Annotated in this window: 22 protein-coding genes; 12 read left to right on the top strand and 10 right to left on the bottom strand. The window is 70.7% G+C overall.

What is annotated here, in order from left to right:
- Nucleotides 1-182 precede the first annotated feature (182 nt).
- From RM479_RS10215 to RM479_RS10190, 6 genes are all read right to left on the bottom strand, one after another.
- Nucleotides 183-1154, bottom strand: a complete 972-nt coding sequence (locus RM479_RS10215; protein WP_311511477.1) for a carbohydrate kinase family protein — start codon at nucleotides 1152-1154, stop codon at nucleotides 183-185.
- A gap of 277 nt (nucleotides 1155-1431) precedes the next feature.
- On the bottom strand, nucleotides 1432-1779 hold the full coding sequence (locus RM479_RS10210) for a HesB/IscA family protein (RefSeq protein WP_311511476.1): 348 nt from the start codon (nucleotides 1777-1779) through the stop codon (nucleotides 1432-1434).
- Between the two features lie 391 nt (nucleotides 1780-2170).
- Nucleotides 2171-2767, bottom strand: a complete 597-nt coding sequence (pspAB, locus tag RM479_RS10205; protein WP_311511475.1) for a PspA-associated protein PspAB — start codon at nucleotides 2765-2767, stop codon at nucleotides 2171-2173.
- A gap of 31 nt (nucleotides 2768-2798) precedes the next feature.
- Nucleotides 2799-3719 carry a zinc metalloprotease HtpX gene (gene htpX, locus RM479_RS10200; RefSeq protein ID WP_311511474.1) on the bottom strand — a complete coding sequence of 307 codons (921 nt, stop codon included), beginning with the start codon at nucleotides 3717-3719 and terminating at the stop codon, nucleotides 2799-2801.
- Nucleotides 3720-3945: 226 nt separating this feature from the next.
- A complete protein-coding gene (gene pspAA, locus RM479_RS10195) occupies nucleotides 3946-4224 on the bottom strand; it encodes a PspA-associated protein PspAA (protein WP_274811787.1) in 279 nt (92 codons plus the stop codon).
- Entirely contained in the window at nucleotides 4221-4985 is a 765-nt protein-coding gene (locus RM479_RS10190) for a PspA/IM30 family protein (RefSeq protein ID WP_311511473.1), read from the bottom strand. Before RM479_RS10190 ends, pspAA begins: the two co-directional genes overlap by 4 nt.
- A gap of 96 nt (nucleotides 4986-5081) precedes the next feature.
- Between RM479_RS10190 and RM479_RS10185 the strand changes: the two genes are divergently transcribed.
- Complete coding sequence (locus tag RM479_RS10185) at nucleotides 5082-5747, top strand: DUF3043 domain-containing protein (RefSeq protein ID WP_311511472.1); 666 nt, start codon at nucleotides 5082-5084, stop codon at nucleotides 5745-5747.
- A 152-nt stretch (nucleotides 5748-5899) separates the two neighbouring features.
- Nucleotides 5900-6904, top strand: coding sequence for an aldo/keto reductase family protein (locus tag RM479_RS10180; RefSeq protein ID WP_311511471.1), 1005 nt, complete (start codon nucleotides 5900-5902; stop codon nucleotides 6902-6904).
- Nucleotides 6905-7136: 232 nt separating this feature from the next.
- On the opposite strand, the gene RM479_RS10175 is transcribed toward RM479_RS10180, so the two are convergent.
- Complete coding sequence (locus tag RM479_RS10175; RefSeq protein ID WP_274811791.1) at nucleotides 7137-7343, bottom strand: hypothetical protein; 207 nt, start codon at nucleotides 7341-7343, stop codon at nucleotides 7137-7139.
- Between the two features lie 212 nt (nucleotides 7344-7555).
- On the opposite strand from RM479_RS10175, the gene RM479_RS10170 reads away from it, so the two are divergent.
- The 10 genes from RM479_RS10170 to RM479_RS10125 all read left to right on the top strand — a co-directional run bounded on the left by RM479_RS10170 (nucleotide 7556) and on the right by RM479_RS10125 (nucleotide 19167).
- Complete coding sequence (locus RM479_RS10170) at nucleotides 7556-8545, top strand: bifunctional adenosylcobinamide kinase/adenosylcobinamide-phosphate guanylyltransferase (RefSeq protein WP_311511559.1); 990 nt, start codon at nucleotides 7556-7558, stop codon at nucleotides 8543-8545.
- Nucleotides 8542-9330, top strand: a complete 789-nt coding sequence (locus RM479_RS10165; protein WP_311511470.1) for an adenosylcobinamide-GDP ribazoletransferase — start codon at nucleotides 8542-8544, stop codon at nucleotides 9328-9330. Before RM479_RS10170 ends, RM479_RS10165 begins: the two co-directional genes overlap by 4 nt.
- Nucleotides 9331-9628: 298 nt before the next feature.
- Nucleotides 9629-11143, top strand: coding sequence for a leucyl aminopeptidase (locus tag RM479_RS10160; protein ID WP_311511469.1), 1515 nt, complete (start codon nucleotides 9629-9631; stop codon nucleotides 11141-11143).
- 129 nt (nucleotides 11144-11272) lie between these two features.
- Nucleotides 11273-12649: a dihydrolipoyl dehydrogenase gene (gene lpdA, locus RM479_RS10155; RefSeq protein WP_311511468.1), complete on the top strand. Its 1377-nt coding sequence runs from the start codon at nucleotides 11273-11275 to the stop codon at nucleotides 12647-12649.
- 105 nt (nucleotides 12650-12754) lie between these two features.
- Nucleotides 12755-14512: a 2-oxoglutarate dehydrogenase, E2 component, dihydrolipoamide succinyltransferase gene (gene sucB, locus RM479_RS10150; protein WP_311511467.1), complete on the top strand. Its 1758-nt coding sequence runs from the start codon at nucleotides 12755-12757 to the stop codon at nucleotides 14510-14512.
- 142 nt (nucleotides 14513-14654) lie between these two features.
- Nucleotides 14655-15224 (top strand): NADPH-dependent FMN reductase, encoded by a 570-nt coding sequence (locus tag RM479_RS10145; protein ID WP_311511466.1) that lies wholly within the window; start codon nucleotides 14655-14657, stop codon nucleotides 15222-15224.
- 317 nt (nucleotides 15225-15541) lie between these two features.
- On the top strand, nucleotides 15542-16474 hold the full coding sequence (locus RM479_RS10140) for a TIGR01777 family oxidoreductase (RefSeq protein ID WP_311511465.1): 933 nt from the start codon (nucleotides 15542-15544) through the stop codon (nucleotides 16472-16474).
- Nucleotides 16475-16483: 9 nt separating this feature from the next.
- Nucleotides 16484-17191 (top strand): lipoyl(octanoyl) transferase LipB, encoded by a 708-nt coding sequence (gene lipB / locus RM479_RS10135; RefSeq protein ID WP_274811798.1) that lies wholly within the window; start codon nucleotides 16484-16486, stop codon nucleotides 17189-17191.
- 85 nt (nucleotides 17192-17276) lie between these two features.
- Nucleotides 17277-18224 carry a lipoyl synthase gene (gene lipA / locus RM479_RS10130; RefSeq protein WP_311511464.1) on the top strand — a complete coding sequence of 316 codons (948 nt, stop codon included), beginning with the start codon at nucleotides 17277-17279 and terminating at the stop codon, nucleotides 18222-18224.
- A gap of 223 nt (nucleotides 18225-18447) precedes the next feature.
- Entirely contained in the window at nucleotides 18448-19167 is a 720-nt protein-coding gene (locus RM479_RS10125; RefSeq protein ID WP_311511463.1) for a DUF4191 domain-containing protein, read from the top strand.
- An 80-nt stretch (nucleotides 19168-19247) separates the two neighbouring features.
- Here RM479_RS10125 and RM479_RS10120 read toward each other — a convergent pair whose 3' ends face one another.
- From RM479_RS10120 to RM479_RS10110, 3 genes are all read right to left on the bottom strand, one after another.
- Nucleotides 19248-19481, bottom strand: coding sequence for a helix-turn-helix domain-containing protein (locus tag RM479_RS10120; RefSeq protein WP_274811801.1), 234 nt, complete (start codon nucleotides 19479-19481; stop codon nucleotides 19248-19250).
- Nucleotides 19481-20134, bottom strand: a complete 654-nt coding sequence (locus tag RM479_RS10115) for a DUF2975 domain-containing protein (RefSeq protein ID WP_311511462.1) — start codon at nucleotides 20132-20134, stop codon at nucleotides 19481-19483. Before RM479_RS10115 ends, RM479_RS10120 begins: the two co-directional genes overlap by 1 nt.
- 138 nt (nucleotides 20135-20272) lie before the next feature.
- Nucleotides 20273-21667 carry an LCP family protein gene (locus RM479_RS10110; RefSeq protein ID WP_311511461.1) on the bottom strand — a complete coding sequence of 465 codons (1395 nt, stop codon included), beginning with the start codon at nucleotides 21665-21667 and terminating at the stop codon, nucleotides 20273-20275.
- Nucleotides 21668-21769 lie beyond the last annotated feature (102 nt).

Raw genomic sequence — 21769 nt, 5'->3', positions numbered from 1 at the left:
CCCACCGTCGCGGTGACCCGGCGCTGACGGTTCGGGCGATACACCGACACGCGTTTCAGCGCATCGGCGGGCACGGGGGATCCACCGAACGAGGCGGTGGGGATCCGTGCGAATCGTGTCCCGGGCACGCGAGTGCTCGGGACACGGGGTCACGACGATCTACTCTACGGGGTCCGGAGGACCTAGACGAACGGGCGGACCTCGGCGGCGACCTCCGCACCGTAGGAACGCTCCAAACGCTCCAACAGGGAGGCGCCGGTGAGCATGTACTCCTGAGGGCCGTCGACCTCCAGGCAGTGGACGGCGGTGGCGTTGCCCACCTGGGCGGCGCGCTCCAGGGCCAGGCCCCAGGAGTGGGCGGCCAGGAAGCCGGCGCGGAAGGCGTCGCCCATGCCGGTGGGGTCGACCAGGTCGCCGACGGCGGCGGCGGGCACGTGGACGCTCGGCTCGCCCTCGCGGTCGATCCGGGCGCCCTTGGCGCCGAGGGTCGTGATGCGGGTGCCGACCTTGGCCAGGACCTCGGCGTCGGACCAGCCGGTCTTCTGCTCGGCCAGGGCCTTCTCGTACTCGTTGGTGAAGAGGAAGGTCGCCCCCTCGATGAGGGTGCGCACCTGCGGCCCCTCCATCCGGGCGAGCTGCTGGGAGGGGTCGGCGGCGAAGGCGATGCCCCGGGTCCGGCACTCCTCGCTGTGGCGGACCATGGCGGCCGGGTCGTCGGCGCCGATGAGCACCAGGTCCAGTCCGCCCAGGCGGTCGGCGATCGGCTGGAGTTCGATGTTGCGGGCCTCGGCCATGGCGCCGGCGTAGAACGACGCGATCTGGTTCTGGTCGCGGTCGGTGGTGCAGATGAACCGGGCGGTGTGCCGAAGCTCGGAGATGTAGACGTGGGAGGTGTCCACGCCGTGGCGGTCCAGCCAGGCGCGGTAGTCCTCGAAGTCGGCACCGGCCGCGCCGACCAGGACCGGGGACAGCCCGAACCCGCCCAGCCCGAAGCAGATGTTGGCGGCGACGCCGCCGCGTCGGACGTCCAGCTCGTCGATGAGGAAGGAGAGGGACAACTGCTGGATCTGCTCGGGGATGATCTGCTCCGCGAACCGCCCCTCGAAGGACATCAGGTGATCGGTGGCGATGGATCCGGCAACCGCGATACGCACGGGACGGGGGCTCCTTGCTCGGGACGCACCGGTCGGGGACCGGACGTGGTTCCGGGCACGTCGACGACGCGCCCGTTCGGACCGACCCAGGGTATCCGGCCCCTCACTCCCGCCGGAAGGAGGGACCGCGCCCGGGCACGACGAAGGGAGGGCGGACCGGGTCCGCCCTCCCTCACGAGCCACCGGCCGGCCGCAGGCCGTCCGCGGTGGTCCGGGGCGTGTCCCGCGCGGATGCCCGTCCCGCCGCACGGCGGGCGGCCTCCACACGGGAAGCGCCCTAGTTGAACGAGTCGCCGCAGGCGCAGGAACCGGTGGCGTTGGGGTTGTCGATGGTGAAGCCCTGCTTCTCGATGGTGTCGACGAAGTCGATGGTCGCGCCGATGAGGTACGGGGAGCTCATCCGGTCGGTGACGACCTCGACGCCGCCGAAGTCGCTGACGACGTCGCCGTCGAGCTCGCGCTCGTCGAAGTAGAGCTGGTAGCGCAGACCGGAACAACCGCCGGGCTGGACCGCGACGCGAAGGCGCAGGTCGTCCCGGCCCTCCTGGTCGAGCAGAGCCCGGATCTTGTTGGACGCGTCGTCCGTGAGGTTGATCCCCTCGGTGGTCTCGCTCTGAACCGTCATCGTGTAAAGCTCCTCATGGAAAGGGGTTGCGGCCCGCTTGCGCCCGCGGCCCCGGACTGGCCCCGTCCTAAGAACGGATGTCCTCTTCAACGGATGCCAACGCCCGGCGCCGGCGCCGCATTCCAACGCGCCGCCACCGTGTCCGTCCGACCTCGCGGACCCTGGCGAGGGTCCGGTACGGGCTGACTTGCGCGTGTTCCACCAGGGTACCCATCCGGCCCGGCCACCACACCGCGCGTCCGGGCCGATCGGCGCGACCGGCGGTGGGCCACCGCGGCGGCCGGGGATCGCGGTTCCTCGGCGGGGCGTTGTGCCGCGTCACCTGGCCCGGGAGCAGGGTGCGGCACCGAGAAACATCCACAGATGAATTCTTGACTCCATGACGCGACGCTCAGAGGCCGGGCGCACCGTACACCGGGAACCAACGTGACCGATCGGCCTCCATCGGCAGGTCCCCGCCGATGGCCGCCTCCGCCTGGAGCTCCAGGGCGTTGTCCCGCCGCTGCCCCGGCAGCGGTGCGAACGGGTAGAAGGTGCCGCGCTTGTAGAGGTAGACCAGGGCCAGCGAACGTCGCCCGTCGGTGAACCCCAACAGCGAGCACAGCAGTGAGGGCCCGTACCCGTTCTCCTCCAGGGTGGAGTTGACCGCGTGGAGTGAGGTGACCAGCCCCGTGATGTCGGGATCGGTCACCTCGCCCTGTTCCGCCGGCGGGTGGTCGGAGCGCACCACGAGCCACGTGTACCCGTACTCGTCGGTGACCTGACCGACCGGCGGTCCGTCCCCGACGTCGAGGAGCGCGGTGATGTCCTTCTCCAGATCCGCGAAGGCCGCGCCCTCCGCCGAGCGGAAGGCCACCGACCCGGTCCCGGTCGGCCGGAATCCGGCCGAGGCGCGCAGGGTGACCGCGGCCGACGGCAGCCCGAACAGGGCGTCCAGGTCGGGCTGGACCGGCTTGGATCGGCCCAGCAGGGCCCGCCAGAAACTCACGATGTCTCGACTCCCATCGGGATCGTTGTGCTCAGGCCCCCCGGCCCAACCGACGGGAGATCTCCGAGAGCTGCTCCAACCGCTTCTCCACCGGAGGGTGGGTGGCGATCAGGCTGTTCAGGCTGAAACCCTTGGCGAAGGCGGGGGCGAAGAAGAAGGCGTTGAACGGTTCCACCTGCCGCAGGTCCCGGCTCGGGATGCGGGCCATGTCGCCGGTGATCTTGGTGAGGGCGCTGCCCAGCGCCGACGGGCGGCCGGTGAGGTGGGCGGCGGCGCGGTCGGCCGCCAGTTCCCGGTAGCGCGACAGCGCCCGGGTGAGAAGGAAGCTCAGCCCCCAGGCGATGGCGCTGACCAGTACCACCAGCAGGGCGACCACGGCCGGGGCGGGTCCGTTGTTGTTGCCACCGCGGCTCGCGCCGGCGAAGACGGCGAAGCGCAGTCCGGCCTGGGTGAGGAACCCGGCGACGATGCCCAGGAACCCGGCGACCGTCATGACCGTGACGTCGCGGTGCGCGACGTGGGACAGCTCGTGGGCCAGGACCGCCTCCAGCTCCGGTCCCTCCAACCGACGCAGCAGCCCGGTGGTGACGCACACGACGGCGGTCTTCTGGCTGTGCCCGGTGGCGAAGGCGTTGGGGACGTCGGTGTCGGCGATGCCGACCCGGGGCTTGGGCATGTCGGCCATGGCGCACAGCCGGTCGATGAGGGCGTGCAGTTGGGGGGCCTGCTGGGGGGTGACCTCCTTGGCGCCCATCGCGAACATGGCGATCTTGTCGGAGGAGAAGTAGCTGAACAGCGCGAACGCGGCCACGATGATCAGGACCAGCCAGATGTTCAGCCCCACCGCGACGAGACCGACGATGAACGCCACGTACACCAGGACCAGCAGGAACATGGTGAGGGCCATCCGACCCGTCAGTCCTCGGTCCGGTGCGAATCTGGAACCCGCCATGTGTTACGCCCTCCCCTGGTCGGGACGATTCGGAGTCTAGTTCGCGAAGGTGAGAAAAGGGTGAAGAGAAGGCGTGAACACGCCGGGGCCGCCACGACGCGGAAAGGTCGTGGCGGCCCCGGTGCGATGTGCGCGCGCAGGAACCGGGCCGGTCCCGCCCGGACGGTGGAGGCGGGCCCGGTCGGTCGGTCCGGGTAGGAGGTCGGACCGTGGGGGTCCGGGTCCCCTAGCCCGGGATGAGGCCGTCGTCCTGCAACATCTGACGGACCTCGTCCATGCCGGCTTCGGCGTGCGGAAGGATGAACTGCGAGGGCTCCAGCGCGTCCGGCGGCAGCGGTGTGCCGTGCTCGCGCACCTTGGCCAGCAGGTCGTGCAGCGCCTTGCGGAAGGTGTCCTCGTCGCCCGCCTCGATCGCCGACTCCAGGGCGGAGTCGAAGGAGTTGAGCAGGTCGAGGTCGGCGTCTGTGAGGTCGAGCTGACCCTCACCCATGATGCGGACGATCACACGCCCTCCCCACGACCGGTGGTGCCGTTGCCCCGCTCGATCTGCGGTGTGGCGCTGCCGCCGCCCAGCTCCATCTTCATCCGCTCCAGCTCGTCCTCGACACCGGTGGTGCTGGCCATGCGGTCGAGCTCGGCCTGGATGTCGTCGCGGGGACCGGAGCCGGTCACGTCGTCGAGCGCGCCGGAGGCGAGCAGTTCGTCGACGGCCCCGGCACGGGCCTGGAGTTCCGCGGTCTTGTCCTCGGCCCGCTGTATCGCCATGCCGACATCGCCCATCTCCTCGGAGATGCCGGTGAAGGCCTCGCTGATCTGGGTCTGGGCCTGGGCCGCGGTGTAGGTGGCCTTGATGGTCTCCTTGCGGGTGCGGAACGCGTCCACCTTGGCCTGGAGGCGCTGGGCCGCCAAGGTGAGCTTCTGCTCCTCGCCCTGGAGGTTGGAGTGCTGCTGACGCAGGTCGTCGATCTGCTGGCTGAGACCGGAGCGACGGGTCAGGGCCTCGCGGGCGAGGTCCTCCCGCCCCTGCGTCAGGGCGGCACGGCCCTGGTTCTCAAGCTTGGAGGACTGCTGCTCCAACTGCTGTATCTGCAATTCGACCCGCTTGCGGGAGGTCGCGACGTCGGCCACACCACGTCGGACCTTCTGCAGGAGTTCGAGTTGTTTCTGGTACGAGTAGTCGAGGGTCTCCCTGGGGTCCTCGACCGAGTCCAAGGCCTTGTTGGCCTTGGACTTGAAGATCATCGAAAGTCGCTGAAACACGCTCATCGGCGTGGCCGTCCCCTTCTCGGTGCGTACATCGGCTGTTCCCAGCGGGCGCTTCGCCCAACCCTACGCGGTCTGGCCCGCGGTCGCCATAAAGCTGTGACCGGCTACCCTGTGGGTGTGTTCCGACGTCGCTCCGCTTCCGCAGACACGGATTCGCAGTCCACCGAATCCGCCAGCCCCGAGGCCTCTGAGGCCACCCAACCTAAGGGATATACCCCCAAGAAGGGTGTCCCCACCCCAAAGCGCAGGGAATCAGAGCCCAACCCGCGCAAACCGATCAAGGCCCCGGAGACCCGCAAAGAGGCCTACCAGGCTTACCGCGCCCGTCTCGATCGTCAACGAGGCGTGAGCAAGGTCAGTTCCGGGGGCCTGAAGGGTGTTCCGCAGGACGAGGCCCGGTTCTACCGCCCGGCCGACCTCGGCCCGGCCCGCCGGTACGCCCGTGACCTGGTCGACTCGCGCCGTTCGGCCAGCGAGTTCTTCCTGCCCTTCTCGATCGTCATCATCATGTTGCTCTTCATCCCCGACCCGATCTTCCAGGTCGGCGTCGCCTACGTCGCGTGGCCGCTGATGATGGTGACGCTGGTGGCCGAGGGCATCTTCACCTCGCGGCGGGTCAAGCGCCTGACCGCCGAGCACTACCCGAACGACGATCTGCTGCGCGGCATCGGCTGGTACGCGACCATGCGCCAGCTCCAGTTCCGCCGACTGCGTCTGCCCAAGCCCAAGGTGAAGGTCGGCGAGGCGCCCGTTCCGCACTGACCGCGGGCGTTCGCATCCCCCCACGGCCACCCGGGGCCGGCGCTCAGCGCCGGCCCCCGACCCTTTCTCGGCCCGCCGGGGGCACGGGAGCGTTCCCATCGCGATCGGACGAACCTCGCGAACGGACACGATCTCCCACTAGAGTGCTCGCCATGGACTTTCGCCATCTGGGCACGAGCGGTCTCGTCGTCAGCGAGATCGCCTACGGCAACTGGATCACGCACGGTTCCCAGGTCGAGGAGGACGCGGCGGTCGCCTGCGTTCGCGCCGCCCTGGACGCCGGCATCACCACGTTCGACACCGCGGACGTCTACGCCCGCGGCAAGGCCGAGGAGGTCCTCGGCCGGGCGCTGAAGGGCGAGCGCCGGGACGGTCTGGAGATCTTCTCCAAGGTCTACTGGCCGATGGGCCCGGGCAAGAACGACCGGGGCCTGTCCCGCAAGCACATCATCCGCGGCGTGGAGGACACCCTGCGCCGCCTGGGCACCGACTACCTGGACCTGTACCAGGCCCACCGGTTCGACCACGGGGCCCCACTGGAGGAGACCCTGCGCGCCTTCGAGGACCTGGTCCGCCAGGGCAAGGTGCTGCACGTGGGCGTCTCCGAGTGGAACGCCGAACAGATCGAGCGGGCCCTGAAGATCGCCGACGAGTCCGGGTTCGACCGCATCGTCTCCAACCAGCCGCAGTACAACATGCTGTGGCGGGTCATCGAGTCGGAGGTCGTCCCCCTGTCCCGTCGCGAGGGTCTGGGCCAGGTCGTGTGGTCGCCCATCGCCGGCGGCATCCTCACCGGCAAGTACAAGCCGGGCGCGCCGCTGCCCGAGGGCACCCGGGCCACGGACCCCAACAGCAAGCACTTCATCGCCGACCGCGTCGACGACCGGGAGCTGCTGGAGCGGGTGCAGAACCTGGCCCCGATCGCCGCCGAGGCGGGTCTGAGCCTGCCCCAGCTCGCGGTCGCCTGGGTGTTGCAGAACGACAACGTGTCCACCGCCATCATCGGCGCCTCCCGGCCCGAACAGGTGCGGGACAACGTCGAGGCGGCCGGGGTGACGCTGGACGCCGAGCTGCTCGCCCGGATCGACGAGGTCCTCGGTGACAGCGTCGACCGCGACCCGACGCTCACCCGCAGCCCCGAGGACATCCGCGCCTGAGGCCTGTCCTTCGTGTGCTCTTCCGTGACCTGGGGCGGCCTCGCGCGAACCGAAGCGCAGCGGAGGTTCACAGAAGGCACCGCCGCCCACGGGGTTCCGGAGGCCGGCGCAGGAGACGCCCGAGGAACGAGGACGTCGACGCAGCGGCCGAAGGTTCCCGTTCCCGGGCGGCCGTGACGAGACGCGAGCACGAAGCCCCGGCCCTCCGAGAGGGCCGGGGCTTCGTGTCATCTCATTCGGCGGGTTCCAGGGACATCGTGTAGACCTTCTGGTCGTCCTCCAGCAGGACGACCCGATCCACCCCGCCCTCGGTGAGCTCCTGCCAGTTCTCGCCGAGCCAGCTCTCGGCGTCCCCGCGCGAGGTGAACGACTCGGAGGGGAGATCCCCCGCGAGCGCGTCGGCACCGTCGGCCTCGTGGTACCGCCAGGTCCACGCCATCGTCGAACGCCCTTTCCGTCGAGGAAGGTCGCGGCCTACGGGTCGCCGCGATCCCGTGCCGAGCTTAACCAAGCCCGGGCGGGGCATGCGGTTTACTTCTTCAGGTGCGAATCCGATTCTCGGGAACGGCGGGCCACGCCGGTTGGCCCGCTCCTCAGTGCACCTGTTCCTCCTGCAACAAGGCCCAGGGGGAACGCCGACTGCCCTTGCGCGTGACCGTCGACGACCGGTTCCGGCTGCGCGAGAACGGCGCCGTGGGCCCGGTACCCCGGGAGTACTCGGTCAGCCGGACCTCCGACGGCGTCCTGGTCGAGAGCGCCGGCGGCGGGCGTCTGCTCTACGCACGTTCCGTCGCCGGGCCGCTGCCCGCGGTACCGCCGGTGGAGGCCGCCTCGGCCGGTCACGGGTTCGCCTCGGCCCCGCCCCAGCGGGTGGACATGGTCATCGTGGACGCGGCCCAGCGCCCGGAGACCATCGGCGAACTGCGCCGCAGCGGCGTGATCGGGGTGACCACCGCCGTCGTGGCGGTCGGGGGCGACCATCGGGTCCGGTCCCCCCAGGAGTTCGCGCGGCGGGCCCTGCTGTGGGGCGCGTTCGCCCCCGGGGACGGTCACGTCATGTCGTGTCCGCCGGCGGTGTGGCCCGGGTCCCGGCCGCACGGCCCGCACCGGGTGCTCGTCACGGGCGGGGCCCGCTCGGGCAAGTCCGTCGAGGCCGAACTGCGTCTGCTCACCGAACCGCAGGTGTCCTACGTGGCGACCGGGGAACCCTCGGACCCCGGCCGTGACCCCGAATGGGCGGAACGGGTGTCCGCGCACGTCGCCCGTAGACCCTGGTGGTGGACGACCGAGGAGACCCGTGATCTGTCCTCGCTGCTCGAACGGAGCCGGGGCGCGGTCCTCATCGACTGTCTGGGCACCTGGCTGACCGCGATCATGGGGAAGCACGGCCTGTGGGAGGAGGACCCGCCGGTCGACGCCGAGGAGCGGGTCGAGGCCGAGGTCCACTCCCTGTTGGAGGCCTGGCGGGCCACCCGGGCCTACGTGGTGGCGGTGACCAACGAGGTCGGTTCGGGCGTGGTGCCCGCGACCCGGTCGGGCCGCCTGTTCCGCGATCACCTGGGACGGCTCAACCAGTGGGTGGGGGCCGAGTCGGAGGAGGTCGTCCTGGTCACGGCCGGCCGCGTACTGGAGTTGCCGTGAGGGGTGCCGTCGGCGCCGGGGCCCGTCTGGCGGTGGGGACGCTCACGGTGTTCCCCGTCCGGGTGGAGCGGGTGGATCGCGTCACGGCCGGGTCGGCGATGCTGTGGGCGCCCGGGGTGGGGGCCCTGCTGGGGGCGCTGACCGGTGCGGTGGCGGTGCTCGGGACGTGGTCGGGACTGCCGGCCGCGCTGGCCGCGCTGCTGGGGGTGGGCACGGCCGCGCTGCTCACCCGGGGTCTGCACCTGGACGGGTTGGCCGATCTGGCCGACGGTCTGGGCAGTGCCCGGCCGGCCGAGGGGGCGCTGGAGGTGATGCGCCGTTCCGACATCGGGCCGTTCGGTGTGATCACCCTGATCGTGGTGCTGGGCGCGCAGACGCTGGCCCTGGGCGGGTTGGCGGAGACCTCTCCGTGGGCGGCCCTGGCCGGCGCGACCGTGGCGGGGGCCGCGGGACGGTTGGCGATCACGTGGGCGTGCACGCCCGGGGTGCCCGCGGCACGGCCGGAGGGACTGGGCGCGCTGGTGGCCGGAACGGTCCCGGTGTCGGGCGCCGTGGCGGCGAGCGCGGGCGCGGTGGCGCTGTGCGCCCTGGGACTGCTCCGCTCCCCCGGTTTCGCGGTGGCCTGCGCGGTGGCGCTCGCGGTCGGTTCGACGGCGGCGGTCCTGTTGCGACGGCGTGCCGTGCGCCGGTTGGGCGGTGTCACCGGGGACGTGCTGGGCGCGTTGTCCGAGACGGGGGCGACGGCGACGCTGATCGTGGCCGCGGGGGCCGTCGCGTGGGTGTGAGTCCGGAGGCGGCGCCGACCGGGCTTTTTGTACCGATGGGTAACATCAGAACGCGCACAATGTAGCCATCATCACATTTCTTCACACGACGTTTCATCGATACCCACCTCGGGCACCGTGCCACCTTCCCGGCGCCCCCGTGCGACACCTCCGGTCGGCGTCCAGAGGCGCCCTCTCGGCCCGGCCGGACCGGGGCCGATCCCGGACACCCCCGGGGTCCGCGCCGCACCCGGGGGCGCTCTCGCACCCCGGGGTGCCACGTCACCGAGCGGAGCACGAGGCGACTAGCATCGTGGATGTGAGCACGACGTTGTCAGTACACACGGAGTCCCCCAGTTCGCTCGACGCCGACGCCCTCGTCGTCGGTTACCACTCCGGGGGCGACGCCCCGGAACCCGCGTCGGGCGCTCATGACGTCGACGCCGCCTTCTCAGGCGGCCTCGCCCGGGCCCTGTCGCTCCTGGGAGCGAGCGGCGCCGCCGAGGAGGTGCGCACCCTCGCCTCCCTCGGAGCCGTCACGGCCCCGGTGATCGTCACGGTCGGTCTCGGCCCCGCGCCCGCCGACGGTCCGGTCGACCCCGACGTCCTCGCCCGCGCCGCGGGCGCGGCCCTGCGCGCCCTCAACGCCCGACCGGAGGGTGCCGGGCGCGTCATCCTGGCCCTGCCCTCCGACACCGCCGCCGAGGCCGGAGCCGTCGCGGTCGGCGCCCGTCTGGGCACCTACTCCTTCGACCGGTACCGCACCGGCGAGAAGGCCGAGAAGAAGGCCGCCCGCCCCGACGTCGAACTGCTCCTCGTGAGCGGTGCCGAGGACGCCCCGGCCGCCGTCGAGCGCGCCGCCGTCCTGGCCGACGCGGTCGACCTGACCCGCGACCTGGTCAACACCGCACCCTCGGACCTGGTCCCCGAGGACCTGGCCGCGGCGGCCCAGGAGATCGCCGAGCAGGCCGGTCTGGACATCGAGGTCCTCGACGAGCAGGCGCTCGCCGAGGGCGGCTACGGCGGCCTGACCGGTGTCGGCCAGGGTTCGGCCAACCCGCCGCGCCTGGTCCGCCTGTCCCACACCCACCCGGAGGCCACCCGCACGATCGCCTTCGTCGGCAAGGGCATCACCTTCGACTCCGGCGGTCTGTCCCTCAAGCCGGCCGGCGGCATGGACGCGATGAAATCCGACATGGCCGGCGCCGCCTCCGTGCTCGCCGCCATGCGGGCCATCTCCTCCCTGGGCCTGAAGGTCGATGTCGTCGGTTACCTGGCCGTCGCCGAGAACATGCCCAGCGGCAACGCCCAGCGCCCCTCCGACGTCCTGAGCATCTACGGCGGCAAGACCGTCGAGGTCCTCAACACCGACGCCGAGGGCCGCCTGGTCATGGCCGACGCCCTGGTCCGCGCCCAGGAGGACGACCCCGACCTGGTCGTGGACATCGCCACGCTGACCGGCGCCCAGATGGTCGCGCTCGGCACCCGCGTGTTCGCGGTCATGGCCAACGACGACGACGCGCGCGAGCGGATCGTCGCCGCGGCCGGCGAGGAGGGCGAGGCCGCCTGGCCGATGCCCCTGCCCGCCGAGCTGCGCGCCGGCCTGGACTCCTCGGTCGCCGACATCGCCAACGTGGCGGGCGAACGCTGGGGCGGCATGCTCTCCGCCGGTGTCTTCCTCAAGGAGTTCATCGGCGAGAACGTCACGTGGGCCCACCTGGACATCGCCGGCCCGTCCTTCAACCAGGGCGGACCCCACGGGTACACCCCCAAGGGCGGCACCGGCGCCGGCACCCGGACCCTGATCCGGATCGCCGAGACCTACGCCGAATAGTTCCACCCCGGGGCGGGCGGCGCTCCATGAGCCCGCGCCGCCCGCCCCGACCGCGGACCCCGCAAGGGCTCCCCGATCCGCGGTCCCACCACCTGAATCACCAGCCACCACAACAAGGAGTTCGTTCCCGTGAGTGAGAGCGGCGGCACCTTCGACCTCGTCGTCCTTGGCGGCGGCAGCGGCGGCTACGCGGCGGCACTGCGCGCCGCGGAGCTCGACATGAGCGTCGTGCTGATCGAAAAGGACAAGCTCGGCGGCACCTGCCTGCACCGTGGCTGCATCCCCACCAAGGCCCTCCTGCACTCGGCCGAGGTCGCCGACTCCGCCAAGGAGAGCGAGAACTTCGGTGTCAAGGCCACCTTCGAGGGCATCGACATCGAGGCCGTGCACAAGTACAAGGACAAGGTGATCAACGGCCTGTACAAGGGCCTCAGCGGGCTGATCAAGTCCCGCAAGATCACCGTCGTCGAGGGCGAGGGCCGCCTCACCGGCAAGGACGAGGTCACCGTCGGCGACGCCGTCTACAAGGGTGGGAACATCCTCCTCGCCACCGGCTCCAAGCCCAAGACCCTGGGCCTGGACATCGACGGCGAGAAGGTCATGACCAGCGACCAGGCCCTGGGCCTGGACCACGTCCCCGCCTCCGTGATCGTCCTGGGCGGCGGCGTCATCGGCGTGGAGTTCGCCAGCGTGTGGTGCTCCTACGGCGCCGAGGTCACCATCGTCGAGGCCCTGCCGCACCTGGTCCCGGTCGAGGAGGAGTCCAGCTCCAAGCTGTTGGAGCGCGCCTTCCGCAAGCGCGGCATCAAGTACGAGCTGGGCACCCCCTTCGAGTCGGTCAAGACCACCGACTCCGGTGTCACCGTCACCCTCAAGGGCGGCAAGACCCTCGAAGCCGAGGTGCTGCTGGTCGCCATCGGCCGCGGCCCCGTCTCCGAAGGCCTGGGCTACGAGGAGCAGGGGATCACCCTGGACCGCGGCTTCGTCACCGTGGACGAGAACCTGCACACCGGCGTCGGGAACATCTACGCCGCCGGCGACCTGATCCCCACCCTCCAGCTGGCCCACGTCGGCTTCGCCGAGGGCATCTTCGTCGCCGAGCACATCGCCGGCCTCAACCCGGCCGCCATCGACTACGACGGCGTCCCCCGCGTGACCTACTGCGAGCCCGAGGTCGCCTCCGTGGGCCTGACCACCAAGGCCGCAGAGGAGCGCGGTCTGGAGGTCGTCGAGATGAACTACAACCTGGCGGGCAACGGCAAGAGCCAGATCCTCCAGACCCAGGGCGCCGTCAAGGTCATCGCCGAGAAGGACGGCCCCGTGCTGGGCGTCCACATGGTGGGCAGCCGCGTCGGCGAACTCATCGCCGAGGGGCAGCTCATCTACAACTGGGAGGCCCTGCCCTCCGAGGTGGCCCAGCTCATCCACCCGCACCCGAGCCAGTCGGAGGCGCTGGGCGAAGCGCATCTCGCGCTGGCGGGCAAGCCGCTCCACGTCCACGACTGACCGCACCCCGGGGGCGGGCCCACGGCCCGCCCCCGTCGCCGTACGACCGCGCTGCCCATCAACGGGATCGGGCAGAACACCGCGCCCATATCCAACGAGGAACCCATGCCGACATCCGTTTCCATGCCCGCCCTGGGTGAGAGCGTCACCGAGGGAACCGTGACCCAGTGGCTGAAGAACGTGGGCGACGCCGTCGAGGTCGACGAGCCGCTCCTTGAGGTCTCCACCGACAAGGTGGACACCGAGATCCCGTCCCCGGTCGCGGGCGTGCTCACCAAGATCCTCGTCCAGGAGGACGAGACCGTGGAGATCGGCGCGGAGATCGCCGTCATCGGCGGTGAGGGCGAGGACGCCGAGGCCCCGGCCCCCGCCGCCGAGGAGGAGCAGGCCGAGCCCGAGCCGCAGCCCGAACCCGAGCAGAAGGCCGCCGAGCCCGAACCCGAACCCGAGCCGGCCCCCGAGGCCGCCGCCCCGGTCGCCACCGGACCCGAGACCTCGGTGACCATGCCGGCCCTGGGTGAGAGCGTCACCGAGGGAACCGTCACCCAGTGGCTGAAGAACGTGGGCGACGCCGTCGACGTCGACGAGCCGCTCCTTGAGGTCTCCACCGACAAGGTGGACACCGAGATCCCGTCCCCGGTCGCGGGCGTGCTCACCAAGATCCTCGTCCAGGAGGACGAGACCGTGGAGATCGGCGCGGAGATCGCCGTCATCGGCGGTGAGGGCGGCGAGGGGGCCGCTCCCTCCGAGACCCCGGCCGAATCGCCGACCCCCGCCACCTCGGAAGCGGCGACCACGGCCAAGGCCGCCGAGCCCGAGCCCGAGCCGAAGCCCACCCCAGAGCCGGCGCCCGTCGCCCACGGCCCCGGGGACGAGAGCCCGTCGGTGGACATCGGGACCCTGAGCGGGACCGGTCCCTCGGGGACCGACGCCGGCGTCGAGGGTTACGTGACCCCGCTGGTCCGCAAGCTCGCCGCCGAACACCGCGTGGACCTGGGCCGGGTGCGCGGCAGCGGCGTCGGCGGTCGCATCCGCAAGCAGGACGTGCTCAAGGCCGCGGAGGAGCTCAAGGCCGCCTCCGCGCGCGCCGCCGCTCCCACCGCGGCGTCCTCGGCTCCGCGCAAGCAGGCCGGTGACGACCTCGCGCTGCGCGGTCGTACCGAGAAGCTGAGCCGTCTGCGTCGGTACATCGCCGACAGCATGGTGGAGTCCCTGCACGTCTCGGCGACGACCACCCAGGTCACCGAGGTGGACGTCACCAAGATCGCGCGGCTGCGCGAGCGGGCCGCCGAGCACGGCGGATCGGCCCCGGACTTCTTCGCCTTCTTCGCCCTGGCCACCGTGGAGGCGCTGCGCGCCCACCCCAAGCTCAACGCGGTGATCGACGCGGACGGGCAGGAGGTGACCTACCACGACGTCGAGAACCTGGGCGTGTCGGTGGACACGGAGCGCGGTCTGCTCGTCCCGGTGGTCAAGGACGCGGGCAAGCTGAACCTCGGCGGTCTGGCCGACAGCATCGCCGACCTGACCGAGCGGGCCCACACCGGCCTGCTGGGCCCGGACGAGCTGGGCGGGGGCACGTTCACCCTCACCGAGACCGGTGGTTCCGGGGCGCTGTTCGGCACCCCGATCATCAACCAGCCGCAGGTCGCGATCCTGGGCACCGGCGCGGTCGTCAAGCGGCCTGTCGTGGTCGAGGACCCGGCCATGGGCGGCGAGGTGATCGCCGTGCGTTCGATGGTGTACCTGTCGCTGGCCGTCGACCACCGCCTGATCGACGGTGCCGACGCGGGCCGCTTCCTCCAGGCGGTGAAGAGCCGGCTGGAGGAGGGCGAGTTCGAGACCGAGATCGGTCTGGGCTGAGTCGCCGCCGCATCACGCCGAAGGGCCGGACGCCGTACGGTGTCCGGCCCTTCGGCGTCGGTGAGATCACATCCGCTTGACCTCTACCGCTGTTGAGGTCTTAGCGTTGGTGCACCTACAGCACGGCACGAGGACCTCATACATGGACAACCTTCGGATCGCGGTGATCCTGGGCACGAACCGGAACGGACGCACGGGGCCGGCGGTCTCCCGCTGGTTCGTGGACCTGGCCCGGACCCGGGCGGACATGGAGATCGACGTCCTGGACGTCGCCGACCTGGCCGCCGAAGAACGGTACGGACACGGGCACGGCGCCCCGTTGGCGGACTTCGGCCCCCGGGTGGCGGCGGCCGACGGGTTCGTGGTGCTCACCCCCGAGTACAACCACGGATACCCGGGGCCGCTCAAGAGCGCCATCGACTCGGCCCGCCGGGAGTGGTTCGGCAAGGCGGCGGGGTTCGTCTCCTACGGAGGGATGTCGGGCGGCCTGCGCGCGATCGAACAGTTGCGGCTGGTCTTCTCCGAGTTGCACGTGGCGACGATCCGGGACACGGTGAGCCTGCACAACGCGAGCGCGATGTTCGCCGATGACGGGTCCCCCACCGGAGACCTCTCGGGGGCCGAGTCCGCGGTGAAACTCCTGTTGGACGAACTGCGCTGGTGGACCCTGGCCCTGCGCGAGGCCCGCGAACGACGCTCCTACCCCGCCTGAGGGGCGCGGAGGGGCCGGGAACGGTGGACGGGGCGGCGCCTCACGGCACCGCCCCGTCTTTCTACCCCACCAATCACCATCCCCTGATGATCCCCATCATCAAAGGTCTGTTGGGTGGACGCGACAGCCAGCCCGACAGCGCGTCGCCCACGGTAGCCCCGCGTTGACGCGGAGTTCCATGTCCCACGTTCAAACTAGAAGACCGCGGGCCCGCTCCGCAGGACTTTGGCGAAAAACCCCGAGAAAAAAATCCCGGCGCACCGGCAAGGGCACCCCGACCCCCGGTACTCGCTCCCATGGGGGGTAGACACCAGAGCATGAAAGTGGCGATCACGGGCACTTCGGGACTCGTCGGCAGGGTACTGGTCGAGTCGTTGCTCGCCGACGGGCACACGGTCGTGCGCATGGTGCGGCACGCGCCCCGACCCGTCTACCGTTCACGGTTGGAGGAGGCGGAGTGGCGTCCGGAACAGGGACGCGTGGACACCGTGGCCCTGCACGGGGCCGACGCCGTGGTGCACCTGGCCGGCGCACCGCTGGGCCCCTCCCTGTGGACCCGGCAGCGGCGGGCGCTCATCCGCCGCAGCAGGGTGCGCGGAACCAGGACCCTGGCCCACGCCCTGGCCGGGATGGACACCCCTCCCCCACGGCTGCTGACCGCCTCCGGGATGCAGTACTACGGGGACACCGGCGGCCGGGTGGTCACCGAGGCGGATCCGCCGGGCGCCGGGTTCCTGGCGGACATCTGCCGCGACTGGGAGGGGGCCGCCGCCCCCGCGGTGGCCGCCGGCATCTCCACCGCCCACCTGCGGTTGGCGGTGGTGCTGGACCGCTCCGGCGGCTACCTCAGATCGGTGCTGCCGCTGTACCGGGCGGGACTGGGCGGCCGGATCGGCTCGGGGGCCCAGTACATGACGTGGATCGCGATGCGCGACGCCGTGGGCGTGATCAGGTTCCTGCTGGAGCGCCCCGGGATCACCGGTCCGATCAACACCTGCGCGCCCGAGCCGGTGAGCAACGCCGCCTTCACCGAGGCGCTGGCGGGCGCCCTGGACCGGCCGGCGATCCTCCGGGTGCCGGCGACGGCGCTGCGGGCGACCCTGGGCGACTACGCGGAGGAGACCGCCCTCCTCGATCTGAGGGGGCGGCCGGAACGTCTGCTCCAGGCGGGTTATTCCTTCACACTTCCCACCATCGACAGTGCGCTATCCGACATCCTGGCCAGACCGGTGTCCTCGCCCGGCGCGTAAAGTGAGTGTGTGAGTGATCTCGTTTACGCATGGCTCGGCGACACCCCCGTCCCTTACCACCAGGGATGGGACCTGCAAAAGCGGCTCCACGAGCGCCGCGTCGCCGACGAGGTGGCCGACACCGTCCTGCTCTTGGAGCACGAACCGGTGTACACGGCGGGCAAGCGCACCGGGAAGTGGGATCGTCCCATGTCCGATCCCGGCGCGCCGGTCGTGGACATCGACAGGGGCGGCAAGATCACCTGGCACGGACCCGGCCAGCTCACGGTGTACCCCATCGTGCGGCTGTCGGACCCCATCGACGTGATCGCCTACGTCCGGATGCTGGAGGAGGCGATCCTCCGCACCATCGCGGAGTACGGCCTCACCGGCCGGCGGGTCGAGGGGCGCACCGGGGTGTGGCTGGACGCCGACCCCGAGCGCGGCCTCGCCGAACGCAAGATCGCCGCGATCGGCTGTCGGATCGCCCGCGGGGTCGGGATGCACGGGCTCGCCGTGAACTGCAACAATGACATGTCGTGGTTCGACCGGATCGTCCCCTGCGGTATCTCCGACGCCGGGGTCACCTCGCTCACCGCCGAACTCGGCCGTGACGTCACGGTCGCCGATGCGCGACCGCTGATGGAACGCCACCTGGCGGACGTCTTCGGTGCGAAGGAGTACGGCCACATCGACGGCGCCGGGCTGTTGGCCGGTCCCGTCACCGCCCGAGGATGACACACCACACCATGAGCCGGTCCCCGCACCCCGCCCTCACGAAGGGCATCCGGGTCCGCGGGGCACAGAAGGGAACGGGTTCACGTTGACCATCGCTCCTGAGGGTCGCCGCCTGCTGCGCGTGGAGGCGCGCAACAGCGAGACCCCCATCGAGAAGAAGCCGCCGTGGATCAAGATCAAGGCGCACATGGGGCCCGAGTACACCGAGCTGCGCTCACTGGTGAAGACCGAGGGTCTGCACACGGTGTGCCAGGAGGCCGGCTGCCCCAACATCTACGAGTGCTGGGAGGACCGCGAGGCCACCTTCCTCATCGGCGGCGACCAGTGCACCCGTCGCTGTGACTTCTGCCAGATCGCCACCGGCAAGCCCAGCGCGCTGGACCGCATGGAGCCGACCAAGGTCGCCGAGTCGGTCAAGACCATGGAGCTGCGCTACGCCACCATCACCGGCGTGGCCCGGGACGACCTGGAGGACGGCGGCGCCTGGCTGTACGCCGAGACGGTCCGCAAGATCCACGAGCTGAACCCGGGCACCGGCGTCGAGCTGCTCATCCCGGACTTCAACGCCGACCCCGACCAGTTGGCCGAGGTCTTCGGATCCCGCCCGGAGGTGCTGGCGCACAACGTGGAGACGGTGCCGCGGATCTTCAAGCGCATCCGCCCCGGCTTCCGCTACGAGCGCTCCCTGGAGGTCATCACCAAGGCGCGCGAGGACGGTCTGGTCACCAAGTCGAACCTGATCCTGGGCATGGGCGAGACCCGTGAGGAGATCAGCGAGGCGATGCGCGACCTGCACGAGGCCGGCTGCGACCTGCTGACCATCACCCAGTACCTGCGTCCCTCCAAGCTGCACCACCCGATCGACCGGTGGGTCAAGCCGCAGGAGTTCGTGGAGCTGGGCGAGGAGGCCGAGGAGATCGGCTTCGCAGGGGTCATGTCCGGTCCGCTGGTGCGCTCCTCCTACCGCGCCGGACGCCTGTACCAGCAGGCGCGTGAGAAGCGTGACGCCGAGGCCGCCGCACTGACGAAGTAGCACGTAACGGGCTTTCCGCCCGAGTCGTGACCAAGCTGGAACGGTGGCCCCAGGGCCACCGTTCCGCGCACCCGGGTCCCGACGCATATCCTGGTGGTCCGGAGGCGCCCGAAAGTGGCGCCGGAGGGCGCCACACGAGGTCGACCGCGTAGAAGGAGGCAAGGCAGCTTCGGGATCTCCGTCCCCGCCGACCGTACGTCGGTGCGCGCTGCCTGAGAGCACGATGGCGAAAAAGGGTTCCGAGAGCACAGCACCCGCAGAGGGCAAAGAGAAGAAGGAGCCCGGTCGGCTCAAGCAGATCGGCATGGTCGCCAAGGTCGTCCATCGCCAGAGCCCCCGCAGCATTCCGCTCGCCGCCGGCGTGGCGGCCGTCATCCTCGCGGTGTTCGTCGGCATCGGCATCTGGACCGGTTCCTGGATCCTGTGGCCGCTGACCGGCCTGCCGATCGCCGTGCTGGTCGGTTTCATCATCTTCACCCGTTCGGCGCAGCGCGTGCAGTACCAGATCCTGGACGGCCAGCTGGGCGCGGGCGCGGCGATCCTGGACAACATGCGCGGCAACTGGGTGACCGAGTTCGCCGTGAACGCCAACCGCCAGCAGGACGTGGTGCACCGTGTGGTGGGCCGCCCCGGCATCATCCTGATCGGCGAGGGCGAGCCCGGCCGGCTCAAGTCGCTCATCGCCGCCGAGAAGAAGCGCGTCTCCCGGGTGGCCTACGACATCCCCATCTACGACTACAAGGTGGGCAACGGCGAGGATCAGATCCCGCTGTCCAAGTTGCAGCGCACGCTGGTCAAGCTGCCGCGCAACCTGGACAAGAAGGAGGTCACGCAGCTCAACTACCGGCTGCGAGCGCTGCCCGCCAAGATGCAGATGCCCAAGGGCCCGCTGCCCAAGAACGCCAAGATGCCCCGCGGTATGCGCGGCCAGATGGGCGGCTGAGCGCCCCCGGCCTCGCGGTTCGAAGGGGGCGGCGCACCGGTTCCGGTGCGCCGCCCCCTTCCGTGTGCCCCCGGACGGCCTCAGGAGCGTTCGGCGGGCGCGTAGTCGATGAGGTCGCCGGGGCGGCAGTCCAGTTCCCGGCACAGGGCGGCCAGGGTGCTGAACCGGATCGCCTTGGCCCGCCCGTTCTTGAGCACCGACAGGTTGACGACGGTGATCCCGACGCGGGCGGCCAGTTCGGTGAGGGTGATCCCGCGCTCGGCGAGCAGTTCGTCGAGGTGGACGACGATGCCCTCGGCCTCCTCCGGAGGCATCAGACCAGCCCCTGCACGTCGTCGCGCATCAGGGTGCCGCGTCGGAAGACCTCGGCCAGTCCGGCCAGCAGCAGCCCGACGAAGACGAAGGTGAAGCGGATGCCGCCTTCGCCGATGAGGACCACGGAGACCTCCAGGGGCCCGCTCCCCAGTGCGGCGGCCGTGAGCACGTCGTTCCGGAACATCTCCACCACCGGGACGAGGATCGCCCCGAGGAGGACGGTGAAGGCGATGATCCGCAACCGGCGGACGTTGGCACGGACGAAGGGGTCCCCCGCGTCGAGGCTCCGGACGATCCCCGACAGGCCGGCCATCACCACGAGGGTGGCGATCATGACCAGCAGCGACGGAAGCACCAGGAGGAACCGCTGCACCGTCGTGGGGTCGTGGAAGACGAGGGTCATGGTCCCGGCGGCCTCGACCGTGTGGTCGGCGTCGGCCGTGCCGACGGGGGGTGCGGTGGCGGGGACGCCGTCGGGGATCGCAACGGTGATGGCGTTGAAGGGCGCGCCGCCCTCGGCGGGCAACAGCGGGGTGATCCACAGCAGGGCGTAGAGGGTGGTCAGGCCGGCGAACACGAGGCCGATGACGAGAACGAACCGAGTGATGACCGCATCGCCGCGGCTCCATCGGAGAGGCGACCTCTCGGACATGCCCCACTCCCTTTCTTATCGTTTTTCGATATTAACGATAAACGATAAGTGGAGTGGTCGCCACCTCCGGACACGGACGAGGCCCCCGGAGCGTCCGTGGACGCCCTGAGGGCCTCGATCCCGATGGGGAGGGGCCCGCTATCCGCAGTCGACCCTCTCGTCGGCCGAGGTGACGCCCAGACCGGCCAACGGGTCGTCCTCGGACCCCTCGTCACCGGAGTCCGCACCGTCCTGTTCGACGCCCTGCCAGTCGGAGCCCATCACGAGTTCCACCGAGCCGGAGAGGTCGGCGGCCTCCTCGATCGCGGCGCCACCGACGAGCACGTCGGCGAGGGCCGCGGCCTTCGCCTCCTCGCCGGGAGCGTGGTAGACCGTGGTCTGCCCCGGGGCCCGCGTCGTGGGGTTGCCCGATCCGGTGACCGTGAAGCCGAGCCCGCTCAGGAGCGGCTCGACCTGGGCGGCCAGCCCCGGGGTGCCCTCGTTGTTGACGATGTGCACCGACACCTCGGAGGGGGAGACGGACTCCTCGGCCGACTCTCCGGCCTCCTCGCCGCCCTCGTCCTCCTCCGGATCGGAGGCGGCCTCTCCGGCGGCGATCGCCGCGAACAGCCCCGACGCCTCCGGTTCCCGGAGCTGGACCTTGTCCCTGTTGTTGACGTAGTCGTCGACGGGGACCATCAGCATGTTCATCCGGCCCAGGTCCACGTCGCGCATGGCGATGGCCAGCTCGCCCATCTCGTCGACGGTGAACCCGTCGTCAGTGATGAGACTGTCGGTGACCGAGGCGAAGAAGTCGTAGAGCGTGGTGGGGCTGGACATGATCTCGCCGGTGGTGACCTTGCGCAGGATCGCCCCGATCATCTCCTGCTGGCGCTTGATCCGGTCGAGGTCACTGCCGTTCTCGGTGGTGTCCCGGGAGCGGGCCAGGGCCAGGGCCTGTGTGCCGTCCAGGGTCTGCTGACCGGCCGGGAGGTCGAGCTTGGCGTTCCTGTCCTGGAGCGGCTCGGGAATGCACATGTCGACCCCGCCGATGGAGTCCACGATGGCCTGGAAGCCGGCGAAGTCGACGATGACCATGTGGTCCAGGTGGACGTGGGTGATGGCCTCGATGGTCTTGCCCTGGCAGTCCAGTCCGCCGAAGAACATGGCGTGGTTGAGCTGGTCCACCGTGCCGGCGGCGACACCGGGCTTGTCCTCGGCCGGGTCGCAGCCGGGGCTCGTGACCATGAGGTCGCGGGGCAGGTTGACCATGGTCACCCCGCCCTTGTCGACGTCGATGTTGACCAGGATCAGCACGTCGGGCCGGATGCCGTTGACCTCGTTGAACGCGGCGTCCTCGCCCGCCCGCTCGTCGGTGGCCAGCAGCAGGATGTTGCGGATGCCCTCCACCTGCGCGGGGCGGTCGCCCCAGGCGTCGGTGTTGATCTGCTCCGTCTGCACCGCCAGGGCGTCGCGGTAGCCGACGTATCCGGTCAGGCTCGCGGCGATGACCACGCCGGTCATACCGCAGGCCACCCACTGGCCCGGGGACATCTTCGCCTTCGCGGCCTTCGACCTCGCGGCTTTGGACATGTGTCTGGGAGCCAAAAGGGCACCTGCGATCCGTTCAGGGACAAGGGAGGGGGGCGACCGAGG

Source organism: Nocardiopsis lambiniae (assembly GCF_031845465.1).
GTDB lineage: Bacteria > Actinomycetota > Actinomycetes > Streptosporangiales > Streptosporangiaceae > Nocardiopsis > Nocardiopsis lambiniae.
This window is presented reverse-complemented; position numbering and strand designations above follow the sequence as displayed.

Coding starts and splice junctions, on each gene's coding strand:
- RM479_RS10120 (WP_274811801.1), bottom strand. CDS start 19,481: ATGCCTCCGGAGGAGGCCGAGGGCATCGTCGTCCACCTCGACGAACTG.
- RM479_RS10140 (WP_311511465.1), top strand. CDS start 15,542: ATGAAAGTGGCGATCACGGGCACTTCGGGACTCGTCGGCAGGGTACTG.
- RM479_RS10145 (WP_311511466.1), top strand. CDS start 14,655: ATGGACAACCTTCGGATCGCGGTGATCCTGGGCACGAACCGGAACGGA.
- RM479_RS10125 (WP_311511463.1), top strand. CDS start 18,448: ATGGCGAAAAAGGGTTCCGAGAGCACAGCACCCGCAGAGGGCAAAGAG.
- RM479_RS10110 (WP_311511461.1), bottom strand. CDS start 21,667: ATGTCCCCGGGCCAGTGGGTGGCCTGCGGTATGACCGGCGTGGTCATC.
- htpX (WP_311511474.1), bottom strand. CDS start 3,719: ATGGCGGGTTCCAGATTCGCACCGGACCGAGGACTGACGGGTCGGATG.
- RM479_RS10210 (WP_311511476.1), bottom strand. CDS start 1,779: ATGACGGTTCAGAGCGAGACCACCGAGGGGATCAACCTCACGGACGAC.
- RM479_RS10175 (WP_274811791.1), bottom strand. CDS start 7,343: ATGGCGTGGACCTGGCGGTACCACGAGGCCGACGGTGCCGACGCGCTC.
- RM479_RS10180 (WP_311511471.1), top strand. CDS start 5,900: ATGGACTTTCGCCATCTGGGCACGAGCGGTCTCGTCGTCAGCGAGATC.
- RM479_RS10190 (WP_311511473.1), bottom strand. CDS start 4,985: ATGAGCGTGTTTCAGCGACTTTCGATGATCTTCAAGTCCAAGGCCAAC.
- sucB (WP_311511467.1), top strand. CDS start 12,755: ATGCCGACATCCGTTTCCATGCCCGCCCTGGGTGAGAGCGTCACCGAG.
- RM479_RS10115 (WP_311511462.1), bottom strand. CDS start 20,134: ATGTCCGAGAGGTCGCCTCTCCGATGGAGCCGCGGCGATGCGGTCATC.